The following is a 20270-nucleotide window of genomic DNA, read 5'->3' as shown; positions in this document are numbered from 1 at the left end:
TTCTATAATTATGAGTAACTATTTTATAATACTAGCTTCAGGACAAAGTAAAAGGTTTAATTCAAAAAAACCTAAACAATATAATATTTATGAAGGCAAACCTTTATTCAAACATTCTCTTGATAAGGCCTTAAAGTCAAAACTTTTCAAAAAAATAATAATAGTAGTTAACAAAAAAAAGGAGATTAAAGAAAAATTTCCTAAAAATGTTTCAATTATTATTGGTGGGAAAGAAAGATCTGATTCTTCATTGATTGCTTTAAAGTTTATCAAGAAATACAAACCTTCCAATGTACTAATACATGATGCTGCAAGACCAAATTTTACAATAAATCTGTTAAATAAATTAATAACTTCACTAAAAAAATATAAAGCAGTAATACCTGCAATCAAATCTAAAGACTCAATTAAGTATAGAATTAAAAATCAAATATTCAATTTAAACAGAGATAATTCTATTTTAACACAAACCCCCCAGGCTTTTAAATTTAAAGAATTATATAACTTATCAATAAAGCAAAAAAAGATAGTCACAGACGAAGCAACATTATTTATTGAAAACAATATTAAAGTAAAATTTATTCAAGGTGAAAATTTAAATAGTAAAATTACTTTCAAAGAAGATATTAAAGAAAAATTAACATACTTTGGTATTGGATTTGATATCCATAGATTAATCAAAGGTAAAAAACTATATTTAGGAGGTGTTAAAATACCTTATCATTCAGGTTTGAAAGGACATTCTGATGGGGATGTAATTATTCATTCTATAATTGACTCTATATTGGGAGCTATGAGAAAAAAGGATATTGGAACTTTTTTTCCAGATAACAGTAACAAGTTTAAAAATATTAGATCTCCAAAAATGCTAAAACCAATAATAGAATTATTAAATTCAAATACTTATCATATCAATAATTTAGATATAAATCTGATATGTGAAAAACCAAAAATATCAAAATACAGAGATAAAATATTAAATTCACTTTCAAATCTGTTAGATTTAAATAAAGATTTAATTAATTTAAAAGGTAAAACTACGGAAAAACTTGGATTAATAGGAAAAGAAAAAGCAATTGCCTGTGAAGTAATTTGTTCGATATCAAAATGAAAAAAATTAATGTTTTAATCTCAACTTTCTTTGGATACGGATACTTAACAAAAATGCCTGGCACTGTTGCATCGGTTGTCACTACAATCTTTATTTATATAGCTTATGAAATTCTTGATTATACAAGTTTAAAATTCTCGATAGTCTTTTTTATTATTTTGTTTTTTTACTCTTTTTATGCAGTCAAAGACACAGAGAGTGAATTTGAAAATAAAGATCCTAGGCAAATTGTAATTGATGAAGTTTTGGGTCAATCAATGCCTTTGATACTTTTGCTATATTTAAATCAAACCAATCAAATCAATATTGATATTGAATTTTATTATATAATCTCTTTATTATCATTTAGATTTTTTGATATTTTAAAGCCATTTCCAGTAAGCTATTTTGATAAAAATCATAAAAATTATTTTGGTATTATTATGGATGATATAATGGCTGGTCTTTACTCAATGGTTGTAGTTTATTTAGTTAGTTTCATATTTTGATGAATTTAAAAAAACTACATAAAAAATTGATAGATAAAAAATTAACAATTTCTGTAGCTGAATCTTGTACAGGAGGTTTATTGGCTAGCAATCTTACTAAACTAGCAAATTCATCCAAATACTTTCAAATGGGTTTAATTACATACTCTAATGAGGCAAAAACTAAAATCTTAAAAGTAGATAGAAATATCATTAAAAAATATGGTGCTGTAAGCAAAGAATGCTGTGAAGAAATGGTAAAGAATTTATATAAAATTTCTAAAAGCAAAATTAATGTATCAATTACTGGTATAGCTGGGCCAGGAGGAGGATCTAAATTAAAACCAGTTGGTCTTGTCTATATTGGGATTAAAACAGGAAAATATTTATTAATTTTGGAAAATAAATTTAAATCTAGGAACAGATCAAGTATTCAAAAAAATACGGTAAGAGAAGTATTAAATAAAATTACAAAAATTATTTCTTAAAGATTTTCAGCTCTTTTTTGAAAAGCATCAGCTATTTTGTTTAAACCAAATTGAAATGATTTTTCCATTATTAAATTCAAAAACTTATTTTTAATTTCAAAATCAACATCAAATTGAACTTCTGTTAAATTATCTTTTTCTACAAATTTCCAATTATTTTCAAGATGTTTTAAAGGACCATCAATATTGGTTACATGAATAGAGTCGTTTTTTTTATCATATCTGACATCACTTTTATAAGTATCTATAAAGGGTCTTTTACCAATGGTCAGATCAGCAATTATTTTTTTTACATCTCCCTCATCATTTGTTTCATAAACTTTTGAGTCTATGCAAAATGGAATAAATTCGGGATACTTTTCAATATCTAAAACAAAATCAATTAATGTTTGTTTATCACGTGCGATGTGACGTGTAACTGATGCTTTGGGCATTAATTACTTTTTATTCTGTTTTGTTGTAACTTAGCAAAATCCTCGTCGGCATGATAAGAAGACCTCGTTAAAGGTGATGAAGAAACTAATAAAAATCCCTTAGCTTTTGCTATGGTTCCTAAGTCATCAAATTCTTTTGGGGTATAATATCTATCTAATGGAAAATGTTTTGTTGATGGCTGCAAGTACTGGCCGATAGTTATAAAATCTACATCAGCTGCTCTCAAATCATCCATAACTTGCAATATTTCATCTCTTGTTTCTCCTAACCCAACCATAATTCCAGATTTAGTAAAAATATTTTTATCAATTTTCTTTGCATTTTTTAAAAGTTCTAAGGATGCAAAATATCTAGATCCTGGTCTTACTTTTAAATAAAGACTGGGTACAGTTTCAATATTATGATTAAAAACATCTGGTTTAGCCTTAATAACTTTTTTATAAGCTTCCCCTTTTCTTAAAAAATCTGGTGTTAAAACTTCTATAGTTGTATTCGGATTTGATTTTCTTGTTTGATTAATCACATTATAAAAATGTTCAGAACCTCCGTCGTCTAAATCATCTCTGTCAACTGAAGTTATTACAACATGTTTTAAATTTAACTTTTTTACAGCTTCTGCAATTTTGACTGGTTCTAATAAATCTAAATTACCTGGAACGCCAGTTTTAACATCACAGAAAGCACATGCTCTTGTACAAGTATCACCCATTATCATAAAAGTTGCGTGTCTCTTACTCCAGCATTCAGTAATATTTGGACAGTTTGCTTCCTGACAAACAGTTACTAAATTATTATTATTAACTATTGTTTTCGTTAAAAAAAATTCTTTGCTATTAGTAAGCTTTGATCTAATCCAATCTGGTTTTTTTTTAATTGGATTTATTGGCTTATTTTCTTTTTCGGGATGTCTACTTTTCATCTTTTTTAATTAAATAAATTGTTTCACCTTTTTTACCAAATAAAAATCTTTCTCTGATTAATATTTCCACATAATCTAAATCCAGATTTGTACTTAATAGAGAATTCTTATGATCAATATCCTCTATTTTATTAATTAATAATGCCTCTTCTTTTTTCAAGTCAGACAAAAGTTCTTTTTTTTCAAAATATGAAAAAAGCCCTCTTTCTCCAGAAACTAAATTAAAAATAAAATAAAATATTAAAAAAATTGATGTTAATAAAAAATAATTTCTTTTTATTAATCTCAACATTAATTGATTTTATTCATTCTTGCCTTATTTCCAAGTTCTTCTTCAATACGAATTAATTGATTGTATTTAGCAACTCTTTCTGAACGTGCTAAAGATCCTGTTTTAATTTGATTAGAATTTGTTCCAACTGCCAAATCAGCAATGAATGTATCCTCACTGTCTCCAGACCTATGAGAAATTATTGTTTTATAACCGATAGTTTGAGCAAATTTAATTACATCTAGAGTTTCAGAAACAGTACCTATCTGATTAAGTTTAATTAATATAGAATTAGATGAAATATTTAAAAATCCTTTTTTTAATCTCTCAAGATTTGTAACATAAAGATCATCTCCCACAATCTGAACTTTTTTTACTGAACGCATTAATTTATTCCAAGCTAACCAATCATTTTCTGCAAAAGGATCTTCTATAGATTTAATTTTATATTTCTTGATAATTTTTTGGTATTCTTTTATTGATTTTTCAACGCTTACAAAACTTTTTGAATGGATTGAATATTTGTTTTTTTTTAATAGTTCATTTGCAGCCACATCCAAACAAATTGAAACATCTTTACCATTAACAAATCCAGATTTCTTAATTGCTGAAACAATCAAATCTAAAGCCTGGTTATTGCTACTAATCATAGGTGCAAAACCACCTTCATCACCAACTGAAGTAGAATAACCTTTGTTTTTTATTAAATTACTTAGGTTTTTAATTACAACAAAACAAATCCTCATTGCTTCTGAGAAACTTTTTGCTCTATCTGGTCGTATCATAAATTCTTGTATTCTAAGACCATTGTTGGCATGAGCTCCACCATTAATAATATTCATTAATGGATAAGGTAATTGAAAATTATTTTTTAAAAAAAATGTTTTATACAAAGGTAGTTTTTTTACTTTTGCAGAAAGTTTTTTTACAGCCATTGATACTGCAAGCATAGAATTTGCACCTAAATTGGTTTTTTGTCTCGTACCATCTAAATTAATTAATAAAGCATCAATTCTCTCTTGATTATGAACGCTTTGACCTTTTAATTTTTTTGAAATTTTTGAATTTACTAATTCAACAGCTTTTAAAACACTTTTACCTAAATACTTCTTGTTATTTTTATCTCGTTTTTCAAAAGCTTCATAAGTTCCGGTTGATGCACCTGATGGGCATATTGCAGATGCACTTAAATTATTTGCATATACCTCAGCTTCTACAGTTGGATTTCCCCGACTATCAAAAACTTGCCGTGCTTTAACTTTTGTTATTTTACTCACTTAATAAGTTTATCAATTTCAGTTAATTGTTTTAGTAAATTTTCTAGTTTATCTAGAGGAACCATGTTAGGCCCATCAGATGGTGCGTTATCAGGATCTTGATGAGTTTCTATAAATACACCAGCAACCCCAACGGCAACAGCTGCTCTTGCAAGATACTCAACAAATTCTCTTTGACCTCCAGAAGACTCTCCTTGTCCTCCAGGTTGTTGAACTGAATGTGTTGCATCAAAAATAACTGGATAACCATTCTTAGCCATAATAGGTAAAGATCTCATGTCAGAAACCAAAGTGTTGTATCCAAAACTTGCACCTCTTTCAGTAACAAGAATATTTGAATTTCCTGAGTCTGATATTTTTTTTGTAACATTTACCATGTCCCAAGGAGCTAAAAATTGACCTTTTTTAACATTTATAATTTTATTTGTTTTTGCAGCAGCAATTAAAAGATCAGTTTGTCTACAAAGAAAAGCTGGAATTTGTAAAACATCAACGTGATTAGCAACTACTGAACATTGCTCTGAATTATGAATATCAGTTAAAATTGGAACATTTAATTCTTTTTTAATTTTGTCAAACACAGGTAATGAAGCTTCCAAACCAGCACCTCTCTTACCTTTTAAACTTGTTCGATTAGCTTTATCAAAAGAAGTTTTATAAATGAAACCTAAACCATATTTGGAAGTTATTTCTTTTATTTTTCCAGCCATGTCCATTGCATGTTGTTCTGTTTCAAGTTGACATGGACCAGCAATAATACAAATTTTTTTATCGTTTGAAATTTCTATGTTCCCACAATTAACTGTAATACTACTCATTTATGATTTTTTGCTGCTTTGATAAATGAAGAGAATAAAGGATGAGGAGATAAAGGTCTAGATTTAAATTCAGGATGGAACTGAACTCCAATAAACCAAGGATGATTTTTAAGTTCAATTATCTCAGGAAGTTTATTATCTGGTGATAAACCAGAAAATATTAGTCCATTTTTCTCAAATTTTTCCTTAAATGAAATATCCACTTCATATCTATGTCTATGTCTTTCTTTGATTAATCTTGATTTATAGATATCTCTAATTTTAGACTTATCTTTTAAAATAGCATCATAAGAACCAAGTCTCATTGTTCCACCTAAATTTTTATCTGTACCTTTAACTTTTTTTCCACTTTTTTCCCACTCATTCATTAAACCAATTATATGAACACCACCTCTATCAAACTCAGAAGAAGTTGCTTTTTTAATTTTTAATTTATTTCTAGCAAATTCTATTATTGCCATTTGCATACCGTAACAAATACCTAGAAATGGTATTTTGTTAATTCTTGCATATTTAATTGCTTCGATTTTTCCCTCAGTTCCTCTTTTTCCAAATCCTCCTGGTATTAGAATACCTGAAACATTTTTAAGTTTACTTTTAATTTCTGAAACTTTTAATTTTTCTGAATCAATTCTAACTAAATTTACCTTCAGGTTGTTTGTAATTCCTCCATGCGTTAAGGCTTCATCTAATGATTTATATGCATCTTTTAATTCTACATATTTACCTATTATCGCAATATTAACTTGTTTTTTTGTATTAAGTGTAATTTTAGTAATTTTCTTCCAAGGGTTTAGGTTATTTGATTTTTTAGATTTTATTTTAAAGTAATCTAAAACTTGAACATCTAACTTTTCTTTAGCAAAACTAATCGGGGCTTCATAAATTGTTTTAACATCAACTGTTTCAATTACATTTTTAATATCAACATTACAAAATAGAGATATTTTTTTTCTGTGCTCCAAAGGTATTGGTCTTTCTGATCTACAAATAATTATATCAGGTTGAATACCAATACTTCTCAATTCTTTAACAGAATGTTGCGTTGGTTTAGTTTTTATTTCATCTGAAGCTTTTAAATATGGAACTAAAGTTAAATGAATAAATAAAGCATTTTTTTTTCCAATATCATTTGAAAATTGTCTTATAGCTTCAACAAATGGTAAACTTTCAATATCTCCTACAATTCCGCCTATTTCACAAATTACAAAATCTTCTTTTGACGTATCGTATTTAATAAATTCTTTAATTCTATCGGTTATATGTGGAATAACTTGAACTGTCTTTCCAAGATATTCTCCTTTTCTTTCTTTCCTCAAAACATCGCTATAAATTTTTCCTGTAGTAATATTATCTGTTTTCTTTGCAGTAACTCCTGAAAATCTTTCATAGTGACCTAAATCTAAATCTGTTTCAGCGCCATCATCTGTTACAAAAACCTCTCCATGCTGGAATGGACTCATTGTTCCAGGATCTATATTTAAGTAAGGATCTAATTTTCTAAGCCTAACTTTATACCCACGTGACTGTAATAGATAAGCTAATGATGCTGATGATAGACCTTTTCCAAGGGATGAAACCACGCCGCCAGTGACAAATATATATCGCGCCATGGAATTATCTTATAGCTAATAAAAAAAGAAATAGAAAGTATTAATTAATTATTTTCAGGAATTGATGGAGTATCTTCAGTTTTTTCTTCAACCGAGTCTAAAACTGATCCTGTAGGTGTTAATTCTGCTCTAGAAATTATTGTGAGCGCTAAGCTACAAATGATAAATAAAGTTGCAACTATCGCAGTTGCTTTGGTAATAAAACTACCAGCAGATCTTGATAGCATGAAATTTTCTTGAGAAACACCAATACCTAAAGCGCCACCCTCTGATTTTTGAAGTAGCACAAGCACAACTAAAATAAATGCAAGTATGATGTTAATTACAAGTAATAATGTTTCCATGGTGGTCTAATTAATGGTTTTTTTAATTATATCAATAAATTTCTTTGGATTTTGTGATGCTCCACCTATTAAAAAACCATCTATGTCAGGAATTATTTTTAATTGATCAATATTTTTGATGTTAACAGAGCCTCCATATAAAACTTTTGGAGATTTTTTTCCAAATTTACTTTTTATAAATTTAATTGATTTAGACAGTTCCTCTGATGAAGGAATTAAACCAGTTCCAATTGACCATACTGGTTCGTATGCAATAATTATATCATTAATTTTTTTGATAGATTTTAATCCTTTCTTTAATTGACTATTTAAAACTTGATTAGTCTTTTTATCTCTTTTTTGTCTTAGAGTTTCACCAATACAAAAAATAATTTTTAAACCAGATTTAATTGAATTTTTTATTTTAAGATTAATTAGATTGTCATTTTCTCCAGCCATTCTGTTTTCGGAATGACCCAAGATCACATATTTTGCTCCAACACTTTTAAGCATTCTTGCATTAACCTGACCTGTAAAAGCTCCATAATCTAAATTTTGATGAGAATTTTGTGCACCAACTTCAATATTTGTTTTACTAAGTCTTTTTGAAATTGGACGTATTAGAGTATTTGGAGGACAATAAATTAGTTTGAACTTATTTTTTTTATGACTTTTTGAGAATTTAATAACTTTATCTAATGAATTTATAGTTTTTAAATCTCCAAACATTTTCCAATTAGCTATAAAATACATATATTTATTTGTCATAATTGACTTTTTAATCTATAGATTTGTTTTTTACAGATCAATAAATTTATAACGTTATGGTTGAAAAATTAAAAAATTTAGGTTGGAAACAATTTGGTGGATTGGTTCTAATAGTAATCATCATAATAGCTTTTGGCTTTGGTGGATTTGGCGGTGGCTTTAGCACTAACAATCAAAATAACATTGCTAAAATAAATAAAACTAACGTTACCACTCAAGATTTCATGGACTATGTTAATCAAAGTGGAATTTCACAAGAAGCAATAAGAAATAATTTAGACAACAATATTATAGAAGAATTACTATCAGGACTTATTTCAACAACTTTAATTGATCTAGAGATTGAAGATTTTAAACTTTCTATAAACGAAAAGACAATTTTAAAATATTTAAAAGACAATAAAAATTTTAAAGACGAGAATGGTGCTTTTGAAAGAATTAAATACGAAAAATTTTTACTTTCAAATAATATGTCTGCTCCTTTGTTTGAGTTGAAATTAAAAAATCAAGGTTTACAGAAACATTTATTTGATTTTATCGGTGCAGGTACTGTTACCCCTGAATTTCTAATAGAAAGTAAATTTGAAGAAAACAATAAATCATTAATTATTGAATACTTTGATATGGAAAATTTATATAAGATTAAAGATGATTATACATCAGATGAAATCAAAGCATTTATTGAAGAAAATAAAGATCAATTAAAAAGACAATATATTGACTTTAAATATGTGGTTTTAAATCCAAAAAATCTAATTGGAATTGATGAATTTAATCAAGATTTTTTTAACGAAATTGATGCAATAGAAAATAAAATTTCTCAAAATGAAAGTTTTAGTTCAATAATCGAAAACATAAATGTGGATGTGAATAATATTAATGAATTTGCTCCAGATGAAAACACTAGCACAAACGAAAAGTTAATTTACTCTAAGAAATCAAGCAAATTAGATATATTTGAAAGTGGCGATAATTATATTCTTTATAATATAGAGAATGAATATGATCGTTCACCAGATCTAAATGATGAGATAGTAAAAAGTGAAATTGTCGAGCTCATTTATCAAAAAGGTAAATTTGATTACAATAGAAAAATAATTGAAGAAATACAGAATGATGGATTTAATGAAAGTAAATTTATAGAGTTAAGTTCAGGTAAAATCCAAACTGGATCAATTAATTCGATTAACGATGATGGGCTATTTGAAGTAAATTCAATTAAAATGCTCTACTCATTACCTCAAAATTCTTTTGCTTTAGTAAACAACACTAATAATCAAATATTTTTAGTCAAAATAAAAGATATAAATAAAAATACGATAAATAAACAAGGTGAGGAATATAAAGGATTTGTAAATTCACAAAATACAAACAACAGAAAAAGTATTTTACAATCTTACGATACCCTGTTGAATAATAAATATCAGGTTCAATTGAATCAAAAAACTATTGATAGAATCAAAAACTATTTCAAATGATAATTAATCGAAGCTTCAAAGATTTTAAGTTTCGACATAGAAGCAAAAAAAATCAGATTATATACACTTCTAAAAAAGTAAATTCTGATGATGAAGTAATAAATTTAATTGATAATTTTTTAGAGGAAAAAAATAGTTTTATATTTGAGTCTGTTGAAAAAGGAAAAATTAAAGGTAGATACACAATTTTTGGTAAAGATCCTGATAAGATATGGGAGTTCAATAACCAAAAGTCATATTTAATCACTGAAAATAAAAAAATCATTCTTAAAGATAAACCAGAAGAGTTAATAGAAAAAATTATTGAAAATTTTAAATTTGATACACCTAAGAATTTACCTAAGATTTGTTCGCTAATTTCAGGTTATTTTTCATACGACTCTATTAGGTACATAGAAAAAATTCCTAACTCATGTAAAAATGACCTTAATTTACCTGATGTAAGATTGATGAGACCAAGAACCTTGGTTATTCATGATAATTTAAAAAAAGAAATATTTTTTATAAGTAATGTTTTTAATGATGAAAAAATTAAAAATTATCAAAAAAAGTATGACTCTATAAAGACTGATCTATTTAAACTATTAATTCAATCATCGATCAAAAATATTGATACAAAAAGGGTATTAAAAGAAAAAAAAATTAAAGTTAAATCAAATACATCTAAAAATAAATTTCTTGCAATGGTTAATAAAGCTAAGAAATACATTAAACTTGGTGATATTTTTCAAGTTGTTTTAAGTCAAAGATTTGAAGCAAAATTAACAAAAAAACCCCTAGAAATTTATAAAAAACTTAGAGTAACTAACCCCTCTCCTTTTATGTTTTACTTCAACTTTAATGACTTTCAAATTATTGGGGCAAGTCCAGAAATTTTAGTAAGACTAAGAGATAACAAAATTACAGTTAGACCAATAGCAGGTACTAGACCAAGAGGAAAAAATAAAAAAGAAGATCTTTTTTATGAAAAAGACCTTCTTAAAGATAAAAAAGAACTTTCTGAACATTTAATGCTTTTAGATCTAGGAAGAAATGATGCTGGTAAAGTATCAAAAATAAATACTGTAAAGGTAACTGAGAGTTTCATAATTGAGAGGTACTCACATGTAATGCATATAGTTTCAAATGTAGTTGGAGAGTATAATAAAAAGTTTTCAAAATTTAAATCACTGTTGGCAGGATTTCCTGCTGGTACTGTATCTGGTGCTCCTAAAATAAGAGCAATGGAAATTATTGATGAATTAGAGACATCAAGAAGAAAAGTTTACGCTGGTGGAATTGGATATTTTTCTGCTAATGGAGAATTTGATACTTGTATTGCATTAAGAACAGCTGTAGCAAAAAATAAAAAATTCTATGTACAAGCTGGAGCAGGTATCGTGGCTGATAGTAAGCCTATAAACGAATATGATGAAACAGTGAACAAGGCGAAAGCTTTGATAAATGCTTTAAGATAATGAAAATATTATTAATAGATAATTATGATAGTTTTACATTTAATCTTTATCATTACATTTCTTCATTAGGTGTAAAGGTTGATGTCATAAGGAATGATAAAATTACCTCAAAAGAAATAATAAGAAAAAAATATGATAAAATTGTAATTTCACCTGGACCTGGAAATCCAAGTCAATCTGGAAATTGTATAAGTATTTTAAAATCATTATATAAAAAATTACCTTTCTTAGGTGTTTGTCTTGGACATCAAATTATAGGTCAAGTTTTTGGATCTAAAATTATTCAAGCAAAAAAATTAATGCATGGGAAAACTAGCAAAATTAAATCAAAAAAAATTGGGATTTTAAAAAATCTGCCTCGTTCCTTTGAAGCTACAAGATATCATAGCTTAATTATTGATAAAAAAACCCTCTCGAAAGATTTAGAGATTACAGCTGAAACTAATGATGGGGTAATTATGGCTATCCAACATAAGCAATTTAATATTCATGGTGTACAATTTCATCCAGAAAGTATTAAAACTAAGATGGGAATGAAAATTTTAAAAAATTTTATTATTTATTAATTTTATGAAAAAGATTTTAGAAAAACTTAAAAATAAAGAAAATTTAACCTTTGAAGAAAGTAAATCAGCATTTGAGATTTTAATGACTGGTAAAGCTGATGAGGATCAAATCTATAATTTTTTAACACTTCTTTCAGAAAAAGGAGAAGTTGCAGATGAAATTGCTGGGGGTGTTTATGTCCTTAGAGAAAAATCTAAAAGAGTAAACGTTCAAGATTGTATAGATACATGCGGTACAGGTGGTGACGGCATGAACACTGTTAATATATCAACTGCATCAGCATTGCTTTTGGCTAGTATGGGTATAAAAGTTGCAAAACACGGCAATAAAGCTGTATCCTCAAAATGTGGCTCTGGAGATGTTTTGGAAGCTCTTAATATTAAAATTGATTTAGAGCCGAGAGAAATAGAACGAGAAATAAGCAATAACAATTTTGGTTTTATGTTTGCTCCAAATTATCATAGTGCTATGAGATTTGTAGGCCCTGTAAGAAAGAAAATCGGTAAAAGAACTATTTTCAATATGATTGGTCCTTTAAGCAATCCGGCTCTAGTAGAAAGGCAGGTTGTTGGAGTATTTGATAAAAAATTGTTAAGAATTTTTGCAGAGGGATTAAAAAATTTAAATATAAAATTTGCATGGATAGTAAATAGCGAAGATGGATTGGATGAAATATCTCCTTATGCAAAAACAAATATAATACAATTGAAGAATGGAGAAATATCTGAAATCTTGGTTGATCCTAATTCAATTGGTGTGAATGCAGAGAAATTTGAGAATTTAATTGGTAATGATGCGAAATTTAATGCAGATAAAATGATTGAAATATTTAAAGGTAAAGATAATGATTTTTCGAAAGCAGTTTGTTTAAATGCCGCAGCTGGTTTAATCGTTGCAGAAAAGTTTGTTGATTTTGAAGAGGCCTATAATCACGCAAGACAATTTATTCTTTCTGGTAAAACTTTTTCACATTTGGAACAAATACAAAATGTCTGAAAACGTTTTAGAAAATATAATTAAAAAAAAAATCGAAAAAATTGATAATCTAAAAAAATCAATAGATCTTAAAAAATTAGACGAATTAATACAAAAAAATAAATCATACATAAATTTTAAAGATAAAATTGAAAACAATTTAAAAGACAATAAAACTTCAATTATTGCTGAAATAAAAAAAGCAAGTCCTTCTGCAGGTGTTATAATTGAAGACTACAATCCAGTAGAAATTGCTAATATTTATTTAAAAAATAATGCTACTTGTTTATCAGTTTTAACTGAAGAAGATTATTTTTTAGGAAATTTAATCCATATAAGCAAAATAAAAGATAAGGTTAATTTACCGATATTATGTAAAGATTTTTTTATTGATACTTTTCAAGTGCCACTTGCCAAAAGTTATGGTGCAGATGCAATTCTGATTATTTTAGCTGGTGTCTCAGATGATCTTGCAAACAATTTATATCAAGAGGCATTGAAATTAGATATGTCAGTGATAGTAGAAGTACATACTGTTGAAGAGGCTCAAAAGGCATTAAATTTTAAAGATGCACTAATTGGTATTAACAACAGAAACTTAAAAACACTTAAAACTGATATAAATACAACCTATGATATTTATAATGTAGTAAAAAACCATAAAGGACCTCTAATTTCTGAGAGTGGTATTAAATCTAAAGAAGAATTATTGGAATTAAACAGTAAGACTTCAATTAATACTTTTTTAATTGGTGAATCACTTTTGAAAAAATTGGATGAAAATTCAATTTTTTCAGTTTTGTAGTCAATTTAAGCCCTATTTTACTCACTTTTTTTAGTATTGTTAAAACAAAAGAACTTTTATAGAACATTGTTTGTACGATATTTGTTCTTATGCTAACAAAAAAACAAAAAAACCTGCTTTTATTTATCAACAAGAAGTTGAGAAGTTCTGGTGTATCTCCTTCTTACGAAGAGATGAAACAATCTCTAAACTTAAAATCAAAGTCAGGTATTCATAGATTGATTAGCGCCTTAGAAGAAAGAGGATTTATTAAAAGATTAGCTCATAAAGCGAGAGCTTTAGAGGTAGTAAAATTACCTGAAACAGCTTCAGCAAACGATATTTACAATAGTTTTTCACCAAGTGTTATCAAAGGTGGTTTAGATGAAGAAACTAACAATTCAGATGAAATAGAAGTGCCAGTATTAGGAAAAATTGCAGCAGGTACTCCTGTTGAAGCAATACAAAACGAAGTTTCAAGAATACCATTACCAAATAATTTAGAAAAAAATGGAGATTATTTTGGATTGAAAGTTCAAGGAGACTCAATGATTGAAGCAGGAATCCACGAGGGAGATACGGTTATCATTAAAAGAACAGATACAGCAGATAATGGAAAAATTGTAGTCGCATTAATTGATGAACACGAGGCGATGTTAAAAAGAATTCGTAAAAAAGGTAAAGTTGTTGCGTTAGAAAGTGCAAATAGAAATTATGAAACCAAAATATTTGGCCCTGATAGAGTTAAAGTTCAGGGTGTTTTGGTATCTTTATATAGAAACTTCTAAAAAAATAGTCTAAACATCTCTGATGTCAAAAGTAGCAACTCGTTTTGCTCCGTCTCCTACTGGAGCTCTTCATATTGGTGGTGTTAGAACTGCCTTGTTTAATTGGTTATATTCAAAAAATCAAAAAGGCACTTTTCATTTAAGAATTGAAGATACTGACAAGGAAAGATCGAAAGAAGAACACAAAATTCAAATAATTAAATCCTTAAATTGGTTAGGGATAAAACATGATGGTGAAGAATATATTCAGTCAACAAAAATTGATGATCATGTAAAAATTGCACATGAATTATTAAAAAATGGGTATGCCTATAAATGTTACTGTTCACCTGAAGAGATAGAAGAGCAAAAAAAAAGAGCTAGACAAAAGAAAATACCTTATATTTACAACAGAAAATGGAGGGATGCAGAAGAAAAAGACGCTCCTAAAGAAATTAAACCTGTAATAAGATTTAAAAGTAAAATTGAAGGAAGTTCAATTCTTAAAGATTTAGTTCAGGGCGATGTTGAAATCGAAAATAGTACAATTGAAGATTTTGTAATATTAAGAAATGATGGAACCCCAACTTATAATTTATCAGCAACTGTAGATGATCATGAAATGGGAATGACGCATATAATTAGGGGTGATGACCATAAAATAAATACCTTTAAACAAATACAAATTTATGAAGCAATGAAATGGGATGTTCCACTGTTTGCCCATATTCCTTTAATTCACACAATAGACGGTAAAAAATTATCCAAGAGAGATAATGCTTCAACATTGGATGACTATTCAAAAATTGGAATTATGCCTGACGCATTAAGAAATTATTTACTAAGACTAGGATGGTCGTATCAAGACAAAGAAATATTTACTCTAGAGGAAAGTATAAAATTTTTTAACTTAGAAGGTATTGGAAAATCACCATCAAAATTAGATATGAGCCGTATTTTGTCAATGAATGAGCACTATATCAAAAATATTGATGAAAATGATCTGTATGATCATCTTTTGAGATACTGTGAAGAATATAAAGATAAAATTAATACAGAAAAAGCATCGAAAATAAAATCATCTTTAGGATTTTTAAAAAATAAAGCAAAAACACTGGAAGAAATATTTAATAATGCAAAATATATCATTAATGATGAAGTTAATTTTAATGAAAATGATTTAAAACTAATTGACGATAAATCCAAAAAAATAATTAATGAATTTCAAGATGAAATTAAAAATTTAGAAAGTTTAACCAGAGATAATTTAGAGCCAATAGTCAACAACTTGATAAAAAAACATGAAACAAATTTCAAAGGTGTAGGTCAACCGTTAAGAGTGGCTCTAACAGGATCTAAGTTTGGACCAGGCCTATATGACATTGTTATATCTTTGGGTAAAGCAGATGTTGAGAAAAGATTAAGAAAGATACTTCATTAAAATAGAACTTGCCTCACTAGCAGATGAAGTTTTAGATCTGATGCCCTCTAAAGTTTTGGAGCTCTCACTTACTTGTTTTTTCATCAACTCGGGGTTTTTAAGAAAATAAATAACAGACCTATATATTTCATCTGCATTACATTCTTTTTGAAGTAATTCAGGAATTATCTCACGATTATTAATTATATTTATAATATTTGCAAATTTTACATTAACTAACATTTTAAAAATCATAAAATTAATAAAACTAAGTTTATAAATAATAATTGATGGAACATTAAAATTGCAAATTTGTAATGAAACAGTACCGGATTTTGAAACAGCAAAAATAGATTTAGACAAAATTTCAGATTTAATATTTTCATCAGACACTATATCTATATTTTCAAAGTTATGTTTTTTTACATGTTCTAAAATTAAACTTTTATTTTCTTCTGTTGCATGAATATAGAAAAAATATTCATTATGCTTTTTGTTCATTAATTTAATAAAATCCAATAATATAGGTAGCAAAACGTTAGTTTCAGAATTTCTGCTACCAGGAAATATAGATATTATTTTTTTATTTTTAGGTAAAATATTATCAATAATAGTTTTGTTATTTTGATTTATTTCTATAAGAGGATGACCAACAAAAGTATTATTTATATTTTCTTCATCAAAGTATTTTTTTTCAAATTCAAACAATAAAAGAATATGATCAATAAACTTTTTAATTTTTTTAACTCTATTCTTTCGCCATATCCATACTTGAGGTGCTACATAGTGAATTGTTTTAATGTTGTTATTCATTTTTTTAACCTTTTCTGCTACTCGTAAAGTAAAATCAGGACTATCTACACTTAGCAATAAATCAGGGTTAAATTTTACTATTTCTTCTACAGTTTTATTTATTTTTGATTTAATTTTAAAAACATTAAGCAATACACTTGTAAACCCTAAATATGTAATTTCTTTCAAATCAAAAATAGACTTGATTCCCAAATTTTTTAGGTGAGTACCGCCCACTGATAAATATTCAATTTCAGAATTTTCTAGTTTTAATCTTGAAATTAAAGTTGATGCAAGTTTGTCTCCTGATGGTTCACCAGTTAATACAAAAATTTTTTTCATATAATTTTAATAAAAATTTTATTTTTATTTGCAAAATTTATTACTTCTTTTTTATCAAGAAAAATATTTTTTTTAGATTTTAAAACTAGACCCTTTAATCCATATTTTTTTATATCTTTTAAAGTTTGCAAACCAACGGTAGGTAAATCCATTCTTAAATCTTGTTTATTTTTAGGTAATTTAATTAATATACCTTTTGAATTTTTCTTAACTTTTGAAAGCATTTTTTTTGTTCCTTGCCTTCCTTCTTTTGCAATTATTTTTTCATCTTTGACAACTAAAGCCTGTATATGATCCAAACTATTAATTTTATTAAAATAATTTTTAGCTTTTTTAATTGAGTTGTTATCATTCTTATTAGGCTTAGTTTTTGTATAATTTCCTTTTTTAAGAGAAAGTTCTGGATTAAAATATACAGAGCTAATAACTTTAATATCTTCATTTGCAAGAACCTTAATTATAGATTTTATAATTGCAGCATCACCAATTTTAGAAGCTCTAATAACACTTGGCATATAATATATACCTTTAAAATCTAATCTAAGGGATGTAAAGTTAGGCTTTGCTATTTTACCTGCAAACAAAACTTTTTTAGATTTTTTTTGTTTAATTAATTTTATTATTTTTCCAAATTTACCAATGCTAATCCTGTAAGAATTTTTATCTCTTTTAAATTTATTATTTTTTGAAAAATCTATAATAAAATATTTTTTTTTTAATTTTTTTATTTTCTTTAAAACTATTTCAGGAAAATCTGTATCACCTAAAAATAAACCAATCATTTTATTTTGAAAAGGGAGTGCAAATTGGTCTTTTCTTGTCTTTTTCTATAAAATTAACTACTTCGGAAACTAATTCATTTTTTCTTAAATCGTTTGATAAATTACTTAAATTCTCTGTTAAATTCTCATTCTTAAATATTATTTTATAAGCTTCACTAAGAGATAATATTTCTTTATTTGGTATATTATTTCTTCTTAAACCAATAAGATTTAATCCTTGCAATATACTTCTATTTCCATGTGCTATACTATACGGTATCACATCTCTTACTACACCACACATCCCACCTATCATTGCAAATTTACCAACTCTAGTAAATTGTTGCACAGCTGAATTGCCACCAATTATGGCATTATCATCAACATGAGCATGGCCACCTAATGGAACATTGTTTGCTAAAATAACATTATCACCAACAATACAATCATGAGCAATATGAGAAGACACCATAAACAGACAATTATTACCTATTTTAGTTTTACCTCCACCACCTTCTGTACCTGGATTTATAGTAACGTATTCTCTTATTTTATTATTATCACCTATTTCTAATGAAGTTTTTTCACCTTTAAATTTTAAATCTTGTGGATCATTTCCTATAGAAACAAATGGATAAATTTTATTATTAGCACCAATCTTAGTATTACCTGTTATATTTACGTGGGACTGAACAACTGTTCCATTTCCTATTTCTACATTTGAGCCAATAACAGAATATGGTCCAATTGTTACATTTTGAGAAATTTTAGCATTTAAATCAATAATAGCCGTTTTGTGGATCATTTGTTGTCTCTTAAAAATTCTCTAATATTTTTTGCTGGATAACCCATTACTTTTGTATTGTCTGGAATATTTTTTATTACACCTGAGCCACCTCCAATTTCAACATTGTTGCCAACTTTAATATGTCCTGAAATTCCTGCCTGACCACCTATTCTTACATTTGAACCGATAATTGAGCTCCCAGCAATACCTACTTGACCTGCAATAATAGAATTTTCTCCTATTTTAACATTATGAGCAATATGTATTTGATTATCAAGATAAGTGTTTTTGCCAATTACTGTATTTGACATCGAACCTCTATCAATAGTAGATCCACTTCCTATTTCACAATTTTCCTCAATAATTACAATGCCAATATGTGGATATCTTAAATTCTTATTTTTATTTGGAAAAAAACCAAAACCATGTTTTCCAATTACACAGTTATCTAAAACTTTTACATTATTACTAATTAATGAATTTCTTATTATTGTATTAGAACCTATTGAACAATTATCTCCAATAGAAACATTTTTTTCAATTATGGTATTATGACCTATTTTACAATTTTTACCTATTGATACATTTTTTCCAATTAAAACATTTTTACCATAAATTACTCTATCATTAAAATTTGTTTGATTAATTTCAATAACGCTACCGTCAAAATCATCATTTATAGCATCAGGATAAAAAATTGATGTTATTTTTGAAACAGATATTAATACATTTTGAACAACTAAAGGAAAACAAGTGGTTGGAAGATCTTTTTTTAAGGACTCTGTAGTTATACAAAATAAAGCTTTAGTACTTTTTGCAAATTCAGAATATTTTTTAGAGTGAAAAAAGGTAATATCAAAATTATTTGCACTATAAAGATCTTTGATATCATTTAATTTTATATTCTTTTGATTATGGATATTTTGCAATTTAAGAATTTTTAAAATTTCATGAAATAAGACTGGACCTTTGTTTATAAAAAAGGAATTAGACATGAATGTTTTTAACAATACTAATACATTTAAATAGTCAATAATTATTGCTATTTATTTCTTATCTACAATAGTAGCGGACCAAATGGCATCTGCCATTTTTTTTTCATTTACAAAAGCTTCACCTTTATACTTCCAGACGCGTCCGTGTGATCTTATTGCTTCAATGTTTAATATCAAATTGCAATCAGGTATTACTGGATTTCTAAAACGTGCTTTTTCAATACCCATTAAAAATACTAATTTATTTTCATATGTTGATCTGTCTAAACCATTAGCTGTAAGAGCTGCAGCAGCTTGACCAAAGGACTCCACAATTAAAACTCCAGGCATTACTGGTTGATCAGGAAAATGACCTTGCACAAAAAAACTATCTTTACTCACATTTACCAAAGCTTTTGCTGATTGGAGTTTTTTAATATCATAAAGCTTATCGATTAACAACATAGGCTCTCTATGAGGAAGTAAATTTCTAATTTGATCTTTATTTAATATGTTCATTTAATAAGACTTTTTTTAAAGTTTTTTGTTAATTATCTCAATTAAATTTTTTGTAATATCATAATTATTATTACCCATATACACGTTTTCTTTGTTAACGAGAATTGAAATAGAGTTATTTTCCATATAGCTTTCAATAATTGGATTAATTAAATTT

23 protein-coding genes are annotated in these 20270 nt (G+C 27.0%); 10 read left to right on the top strand and 13 right to left on the bottom strand.

Annotation, left to right across the window (positions count from 1 at the left end; genetic code table 11):
- Window positions 1-10 precede the first annotated feature (10 nt).
- From ispF to ACTTAY_RS03005, 3 genes are read left to right on the top strand one after another with little or no spacing between them, the layout of a single operon-like run.
- Window positions 11-1111, top strand: coding sequence for a 2-C-methyl-D-erythritol 2,4-cyclodiphosphate synthase (gene ispF, locus ACTTAY_RS03015; protein ID WP_440672302.1), 1101 nt, complete (start codon window positions 11-13; stop codon window positions 1109-1111).
- Window positions 1108-1599 carry a phosphatidylglycerophosphatase A family protein gene (locus ACTTAY_RS03010; protein WP_440672301.1) on the top strand — a complete coding sequence of 164 codons (492 nt, stop codon included), beginning with the start codon at window positions 1108-1110 and terminating at the stop codon, window positions 1597-1599. Before ispF ends, ACTTAY_RS03010 begins: the two co-directional genes overlap by 4 nt.
- Window positions 1599-2066, top strand: a complete 468-nt coding sequence (locus ACTTAY_RS03005; protein WP_440672300.1) for a CinA family protein — start codon at window positions 1599-1601, stop codon at window positions 2064-2066. Before ACTTAY_RS03010 ends, ACTTAY_RS03005 begins: the two co-directional genes overlap by 1 nt.
- Here the strand turns inward: ACTTAY_RS03005 and ACTTAY_RS03000 are convergent.
- From ACTTAY_RS03000 to tpiA, 8 genes are read right to left on the bottom strand one after another with little or no spacing between them, the layout of a single operon-like run.
- On the bottom strand, window positions 2063-2500 hold the full coding sequence (locus tag ACTTAY_RS03000; protein WP_440672299.1) for a type II toxin-antitoxin system RatA family toxin: 438 nt from the start codon (window positions 2498-2500) through the stop codon (window positions 2063-2065). The genes ACTTAY_RS03005 and ACTTAY_RS03000 overlap by 4 nt on opposite strands.
- Window positions 2500-3420, bottom strand: a complete 921-nt coding sequence (gene lipA, locus ACTTAY_RS02995) for a lipoyl synthase (RefSeq protein ID WP_440672298.1) — start codon at window positions 3418-3420, stop codon at window positions 2500-2502. Before lipA ends, ACTTAY_RS03000 begins: the two co-directional genes overlap by 1 nt.
- Window positions 3410-3712 carry an FtsB family cell division protein gene (locus tag ACTTAY_RS02990; protein WP_262589265.1) on the bottom strand — a complete coding sequence of 101 codons (303 nt, stop codon included), beginning with the start codon at window positions 3710-3712 and terminating at the stop codon, window positions 3410-3412. The genes lipA and ACTTAY_RS02990 overlap by 11 nt, the downstream gene beginning before the upstream one ends.
- The gene (gene eno, locus ACTTAY_RS02985) at window positions 3712-4968 is read right to left on the bottom strand and encodes a phosphopyruvate hydratase (RefSeq protein WP_440672297.1); all 1257 of its coding nucleotides are present in this window, start codon (window positions 4966-4968) and stop codon (window positions 3712-3714) included. Before eno ends, ACTTAY_RS02990 begins: the two co-directional genes overlap by 1 nt.
- The gene (kdsA, locus tag ACTTAY_RS02980; RefSeq protein WP_440672296.1) at window positions 4965-5786 is read right to left on the bottom strand and encodes a 3-deoxy-8-phosphooctulonate synthase; all 822 of its coding nucleotides are present in this window, start codon (window positions 5784-5786) and stop codon (window positions 4965-4967) included. Before kdsA ends, eno begins: the two co-directional genes overlap by 4 nt.
- A complete protein-coding gene (locus ACTTAY_RS02975) occupies window positions 5783-7399 on the bottom strand; it encodes a CTP synthase (protein WP_440672295.1) in 1617 nt (538 codons plus the stop codon). The genes kdsA and ACTTAY_RS02975 overlap by 4 nt, the downstream gene beginning before the upstream one ends.
- 44 nt (window positions 7400-7443) lie before the next feature.
- Window positions 7444-7743, bottom strand: coding sequence for a preprotein translocase subunit SecG (gene secG / locus ACTTAY_RS02970; RefSeq protein ID WP_440672294.1), 300 nt, complete (start codon window positions 7741-7743; stop codon window positions 7444-7446).
- Window positions 7744-7749: 6 nt separating this feature from the next.
- Complete coding sequence (gene tpiA / locus ACTTAY_RS02965) at window positions 7750-8490, bottom strand: triose-phosphate isomerase (protein ID WP_440634095.1); 741 nt, start codon at window positions 8488-8490, stop codon at window positions 7750-7752.
- Window positions 8491-8546: 56 nt separating this feature from the next.
- Here tpiA and ACTTAY_RS02960 point away from each other — a divergent pair, with 56 nt between their 5' ends.
- The 7 genes from ACTTAY_RS02960 to gltX all read left to right on the top strand — a co-directional run bounded on the left by ACTTAY_RS02960 (window position 8547) and on the right by gltX (window position 15959).
- Complete coding sequence (locus tag ACTTAY_RS02960; RefSeq protein WP_440672293.1) at window positions 8547-9968, top strand: SurA N-terminal domain-containing protein; 1422 nt, start codon at window positions 8547-8549, stop codon at window positions 9966-9968.
- Entirely contained in the window at window positions 9968-11425 is a 1458-nt protein-coding gene (gene trpE / locus ACTTAY_RS02955; RefSeq protein WP_440672321.1) for an anthranilate synthase component I, read from the top strand. Before ACTTAY_RS02960 ends, trpE begins: the two co-directional genes overlap by 1 nt.
- Window positions 11425-11991: an anthranilate synthase component II gene (locus ACTTAY_RS02950; protein ID WP_440672292.1), complete on the top strand. Its 567-nt coding sequence runs from the start codon at window positions 11425-11427 to the stop codon at window positions 11989-11991. The genes trpE and ACTTAY_RS02950 overlap by 1 nt, the downstream gene beginning before the upstream one ends.
- 4 nt (window positions 11992-11995) lie before the next feature.
- Window positions 11996-12988: an anthranilate phosphoribosyltransferase gene (trpD, locus tag ACTTAY_RS02945; protein WP_440672291.1), complete on the top strand. Its 993-nt coding sequence runs from the start codon at window positions 11996-11998 to the stop codon at window positions 12986-12988.
- Entirely contained in the window at window positions 12981-13772 is a 792-nt protein-coding gene (locus tag ACTTAY_RS02940) for an indole-3-glycerol phosphate synthase TrpC (protein WP_440672290.1), read from the top strand. The genes trpD and ACTTAY_RS02940 overlap by 8 nt, the downstream gene beginning before the upstream one ends.
- A gap of 89 nt (window positions 13773-13861) precedes the next feature.
- Window positions 13862-14539 carry a transcriptional repressor LexA gene (gene lexA / locus ACTTAY_RS02935; RefSeq protein ID WP_440654252.1) on the top strand — a complete coding sequence of 226 codons (678 nt, stop codon included), beginning with the start codon at window positions 13862-13864 and terminating at the stop codon, window positions 14537-14539.
- A 22-nt stretch (window positions 14540-14561) separates the two neighbouring features.
- Window positions 14562-15959, top strand: coding sequence for a glutamate--tRNA ligase (gene gltX, locus ACTTAY_RS02930; RefSeq protein WP_440672289.1), 1398 nt, complete (start codon window positions 14562-14564; stop codon window positions 15957-15959).
- Here gltX and lpxB read toward each other — a convergent pair.
- The 5 genes from lpxB to fabZ are packed head-to-tail and all read right to left on the bottom strand — an operon-like array spanning window position 15939 to window position 20113.
- Window positions 15939-17072: a lipid-A-disaccharide synthase gene (gene lpxB, locus ACTTAY_RS02925; RefSeq protein WP_440672288.1), complete on the bottom strand. Its 1134-nt coding sequence runs from the start codon at window positions 17070-17072 to the stop codon at window positions 15939-15941. The genes gltX and lpxB overlap by 21 nt on opposite strands.
- A complete protein-coding gene (lpxI, locus tag ACTTAY_RS02920; protein WP_440672287.1) occupies window positions 17069-17854 on the bottom strand; it encodes a UDP-2,3-diacylglucosamine diphosphatase LpxI domain-containing protein in 786 nt (261 codons plus the stop codon). The genes lpxB and lpxI overlap by 4 nt, the downstream gene beginning before the upstream one ends.
- A 1-nt stretch (window position 17855) precedes the next feature.
- Complete coding sequence (lpxA, locus tag ACTTAY_RS02915; RefSeq protein WP_440672286.1) at window positions 17856-18638, bottom strand: acyl-ACP--UDP-N-acetylglucosamine O-acyltransferase; 783 nt, start codon at window positions 18636-18638, stop codon at window positions 17856-17858.
- Window positions 18635-19615 carry a UDP-3-O-(3-hydroxymyristoyl)glucosamine N-acyltransferase gene (lpxD, locus tag ACTTAY_RS02910; protein WP_440672285.1) on the bottom strand — a complete coding sequence of 327 codons (981 nt, stop codon included), beginning with the start codon at window positions 19613-19615 and terminating at the stop codon, window positions 18635-18637. Before lpxD ends, lpxA begins: the two co-directional genes overlap by 4 nt.
- 51 nt (window positions 19616-19666) lie before the next feature.
- The gene (gene fabZ / locus ACTTAY_RS02905) at window positions 19667-20113 is read right to left on the bottom strand and encodes a 3-hydroxyacyl-ACP dehydratase FabZ (RefSeq protein ID WP_440672284.1); all 447 of its coding nucleotides are present in this window, start codon (window positions 20111-20113) and stop codon (window positions 19667-19669) included.
- Window positions 20114-20270: the final 157 nt, after the last annotated feature.

The organism is Candidatus Pelagibacter sp. HIMB1715 (assembly GCF_052047595.1).
In the GTDB taxonomy this organism is placed as follows: domain Bacteria; phylum Pseudomonadota; class Alphaproteobacteria; order Pelagibacterales; family Pelagibacteraceae; genus Pelagibacter.
Note: the sequence above shows the minus strand (reverse complement) of the source record. Positions and strands in the feature narration are given on the sequence as shown.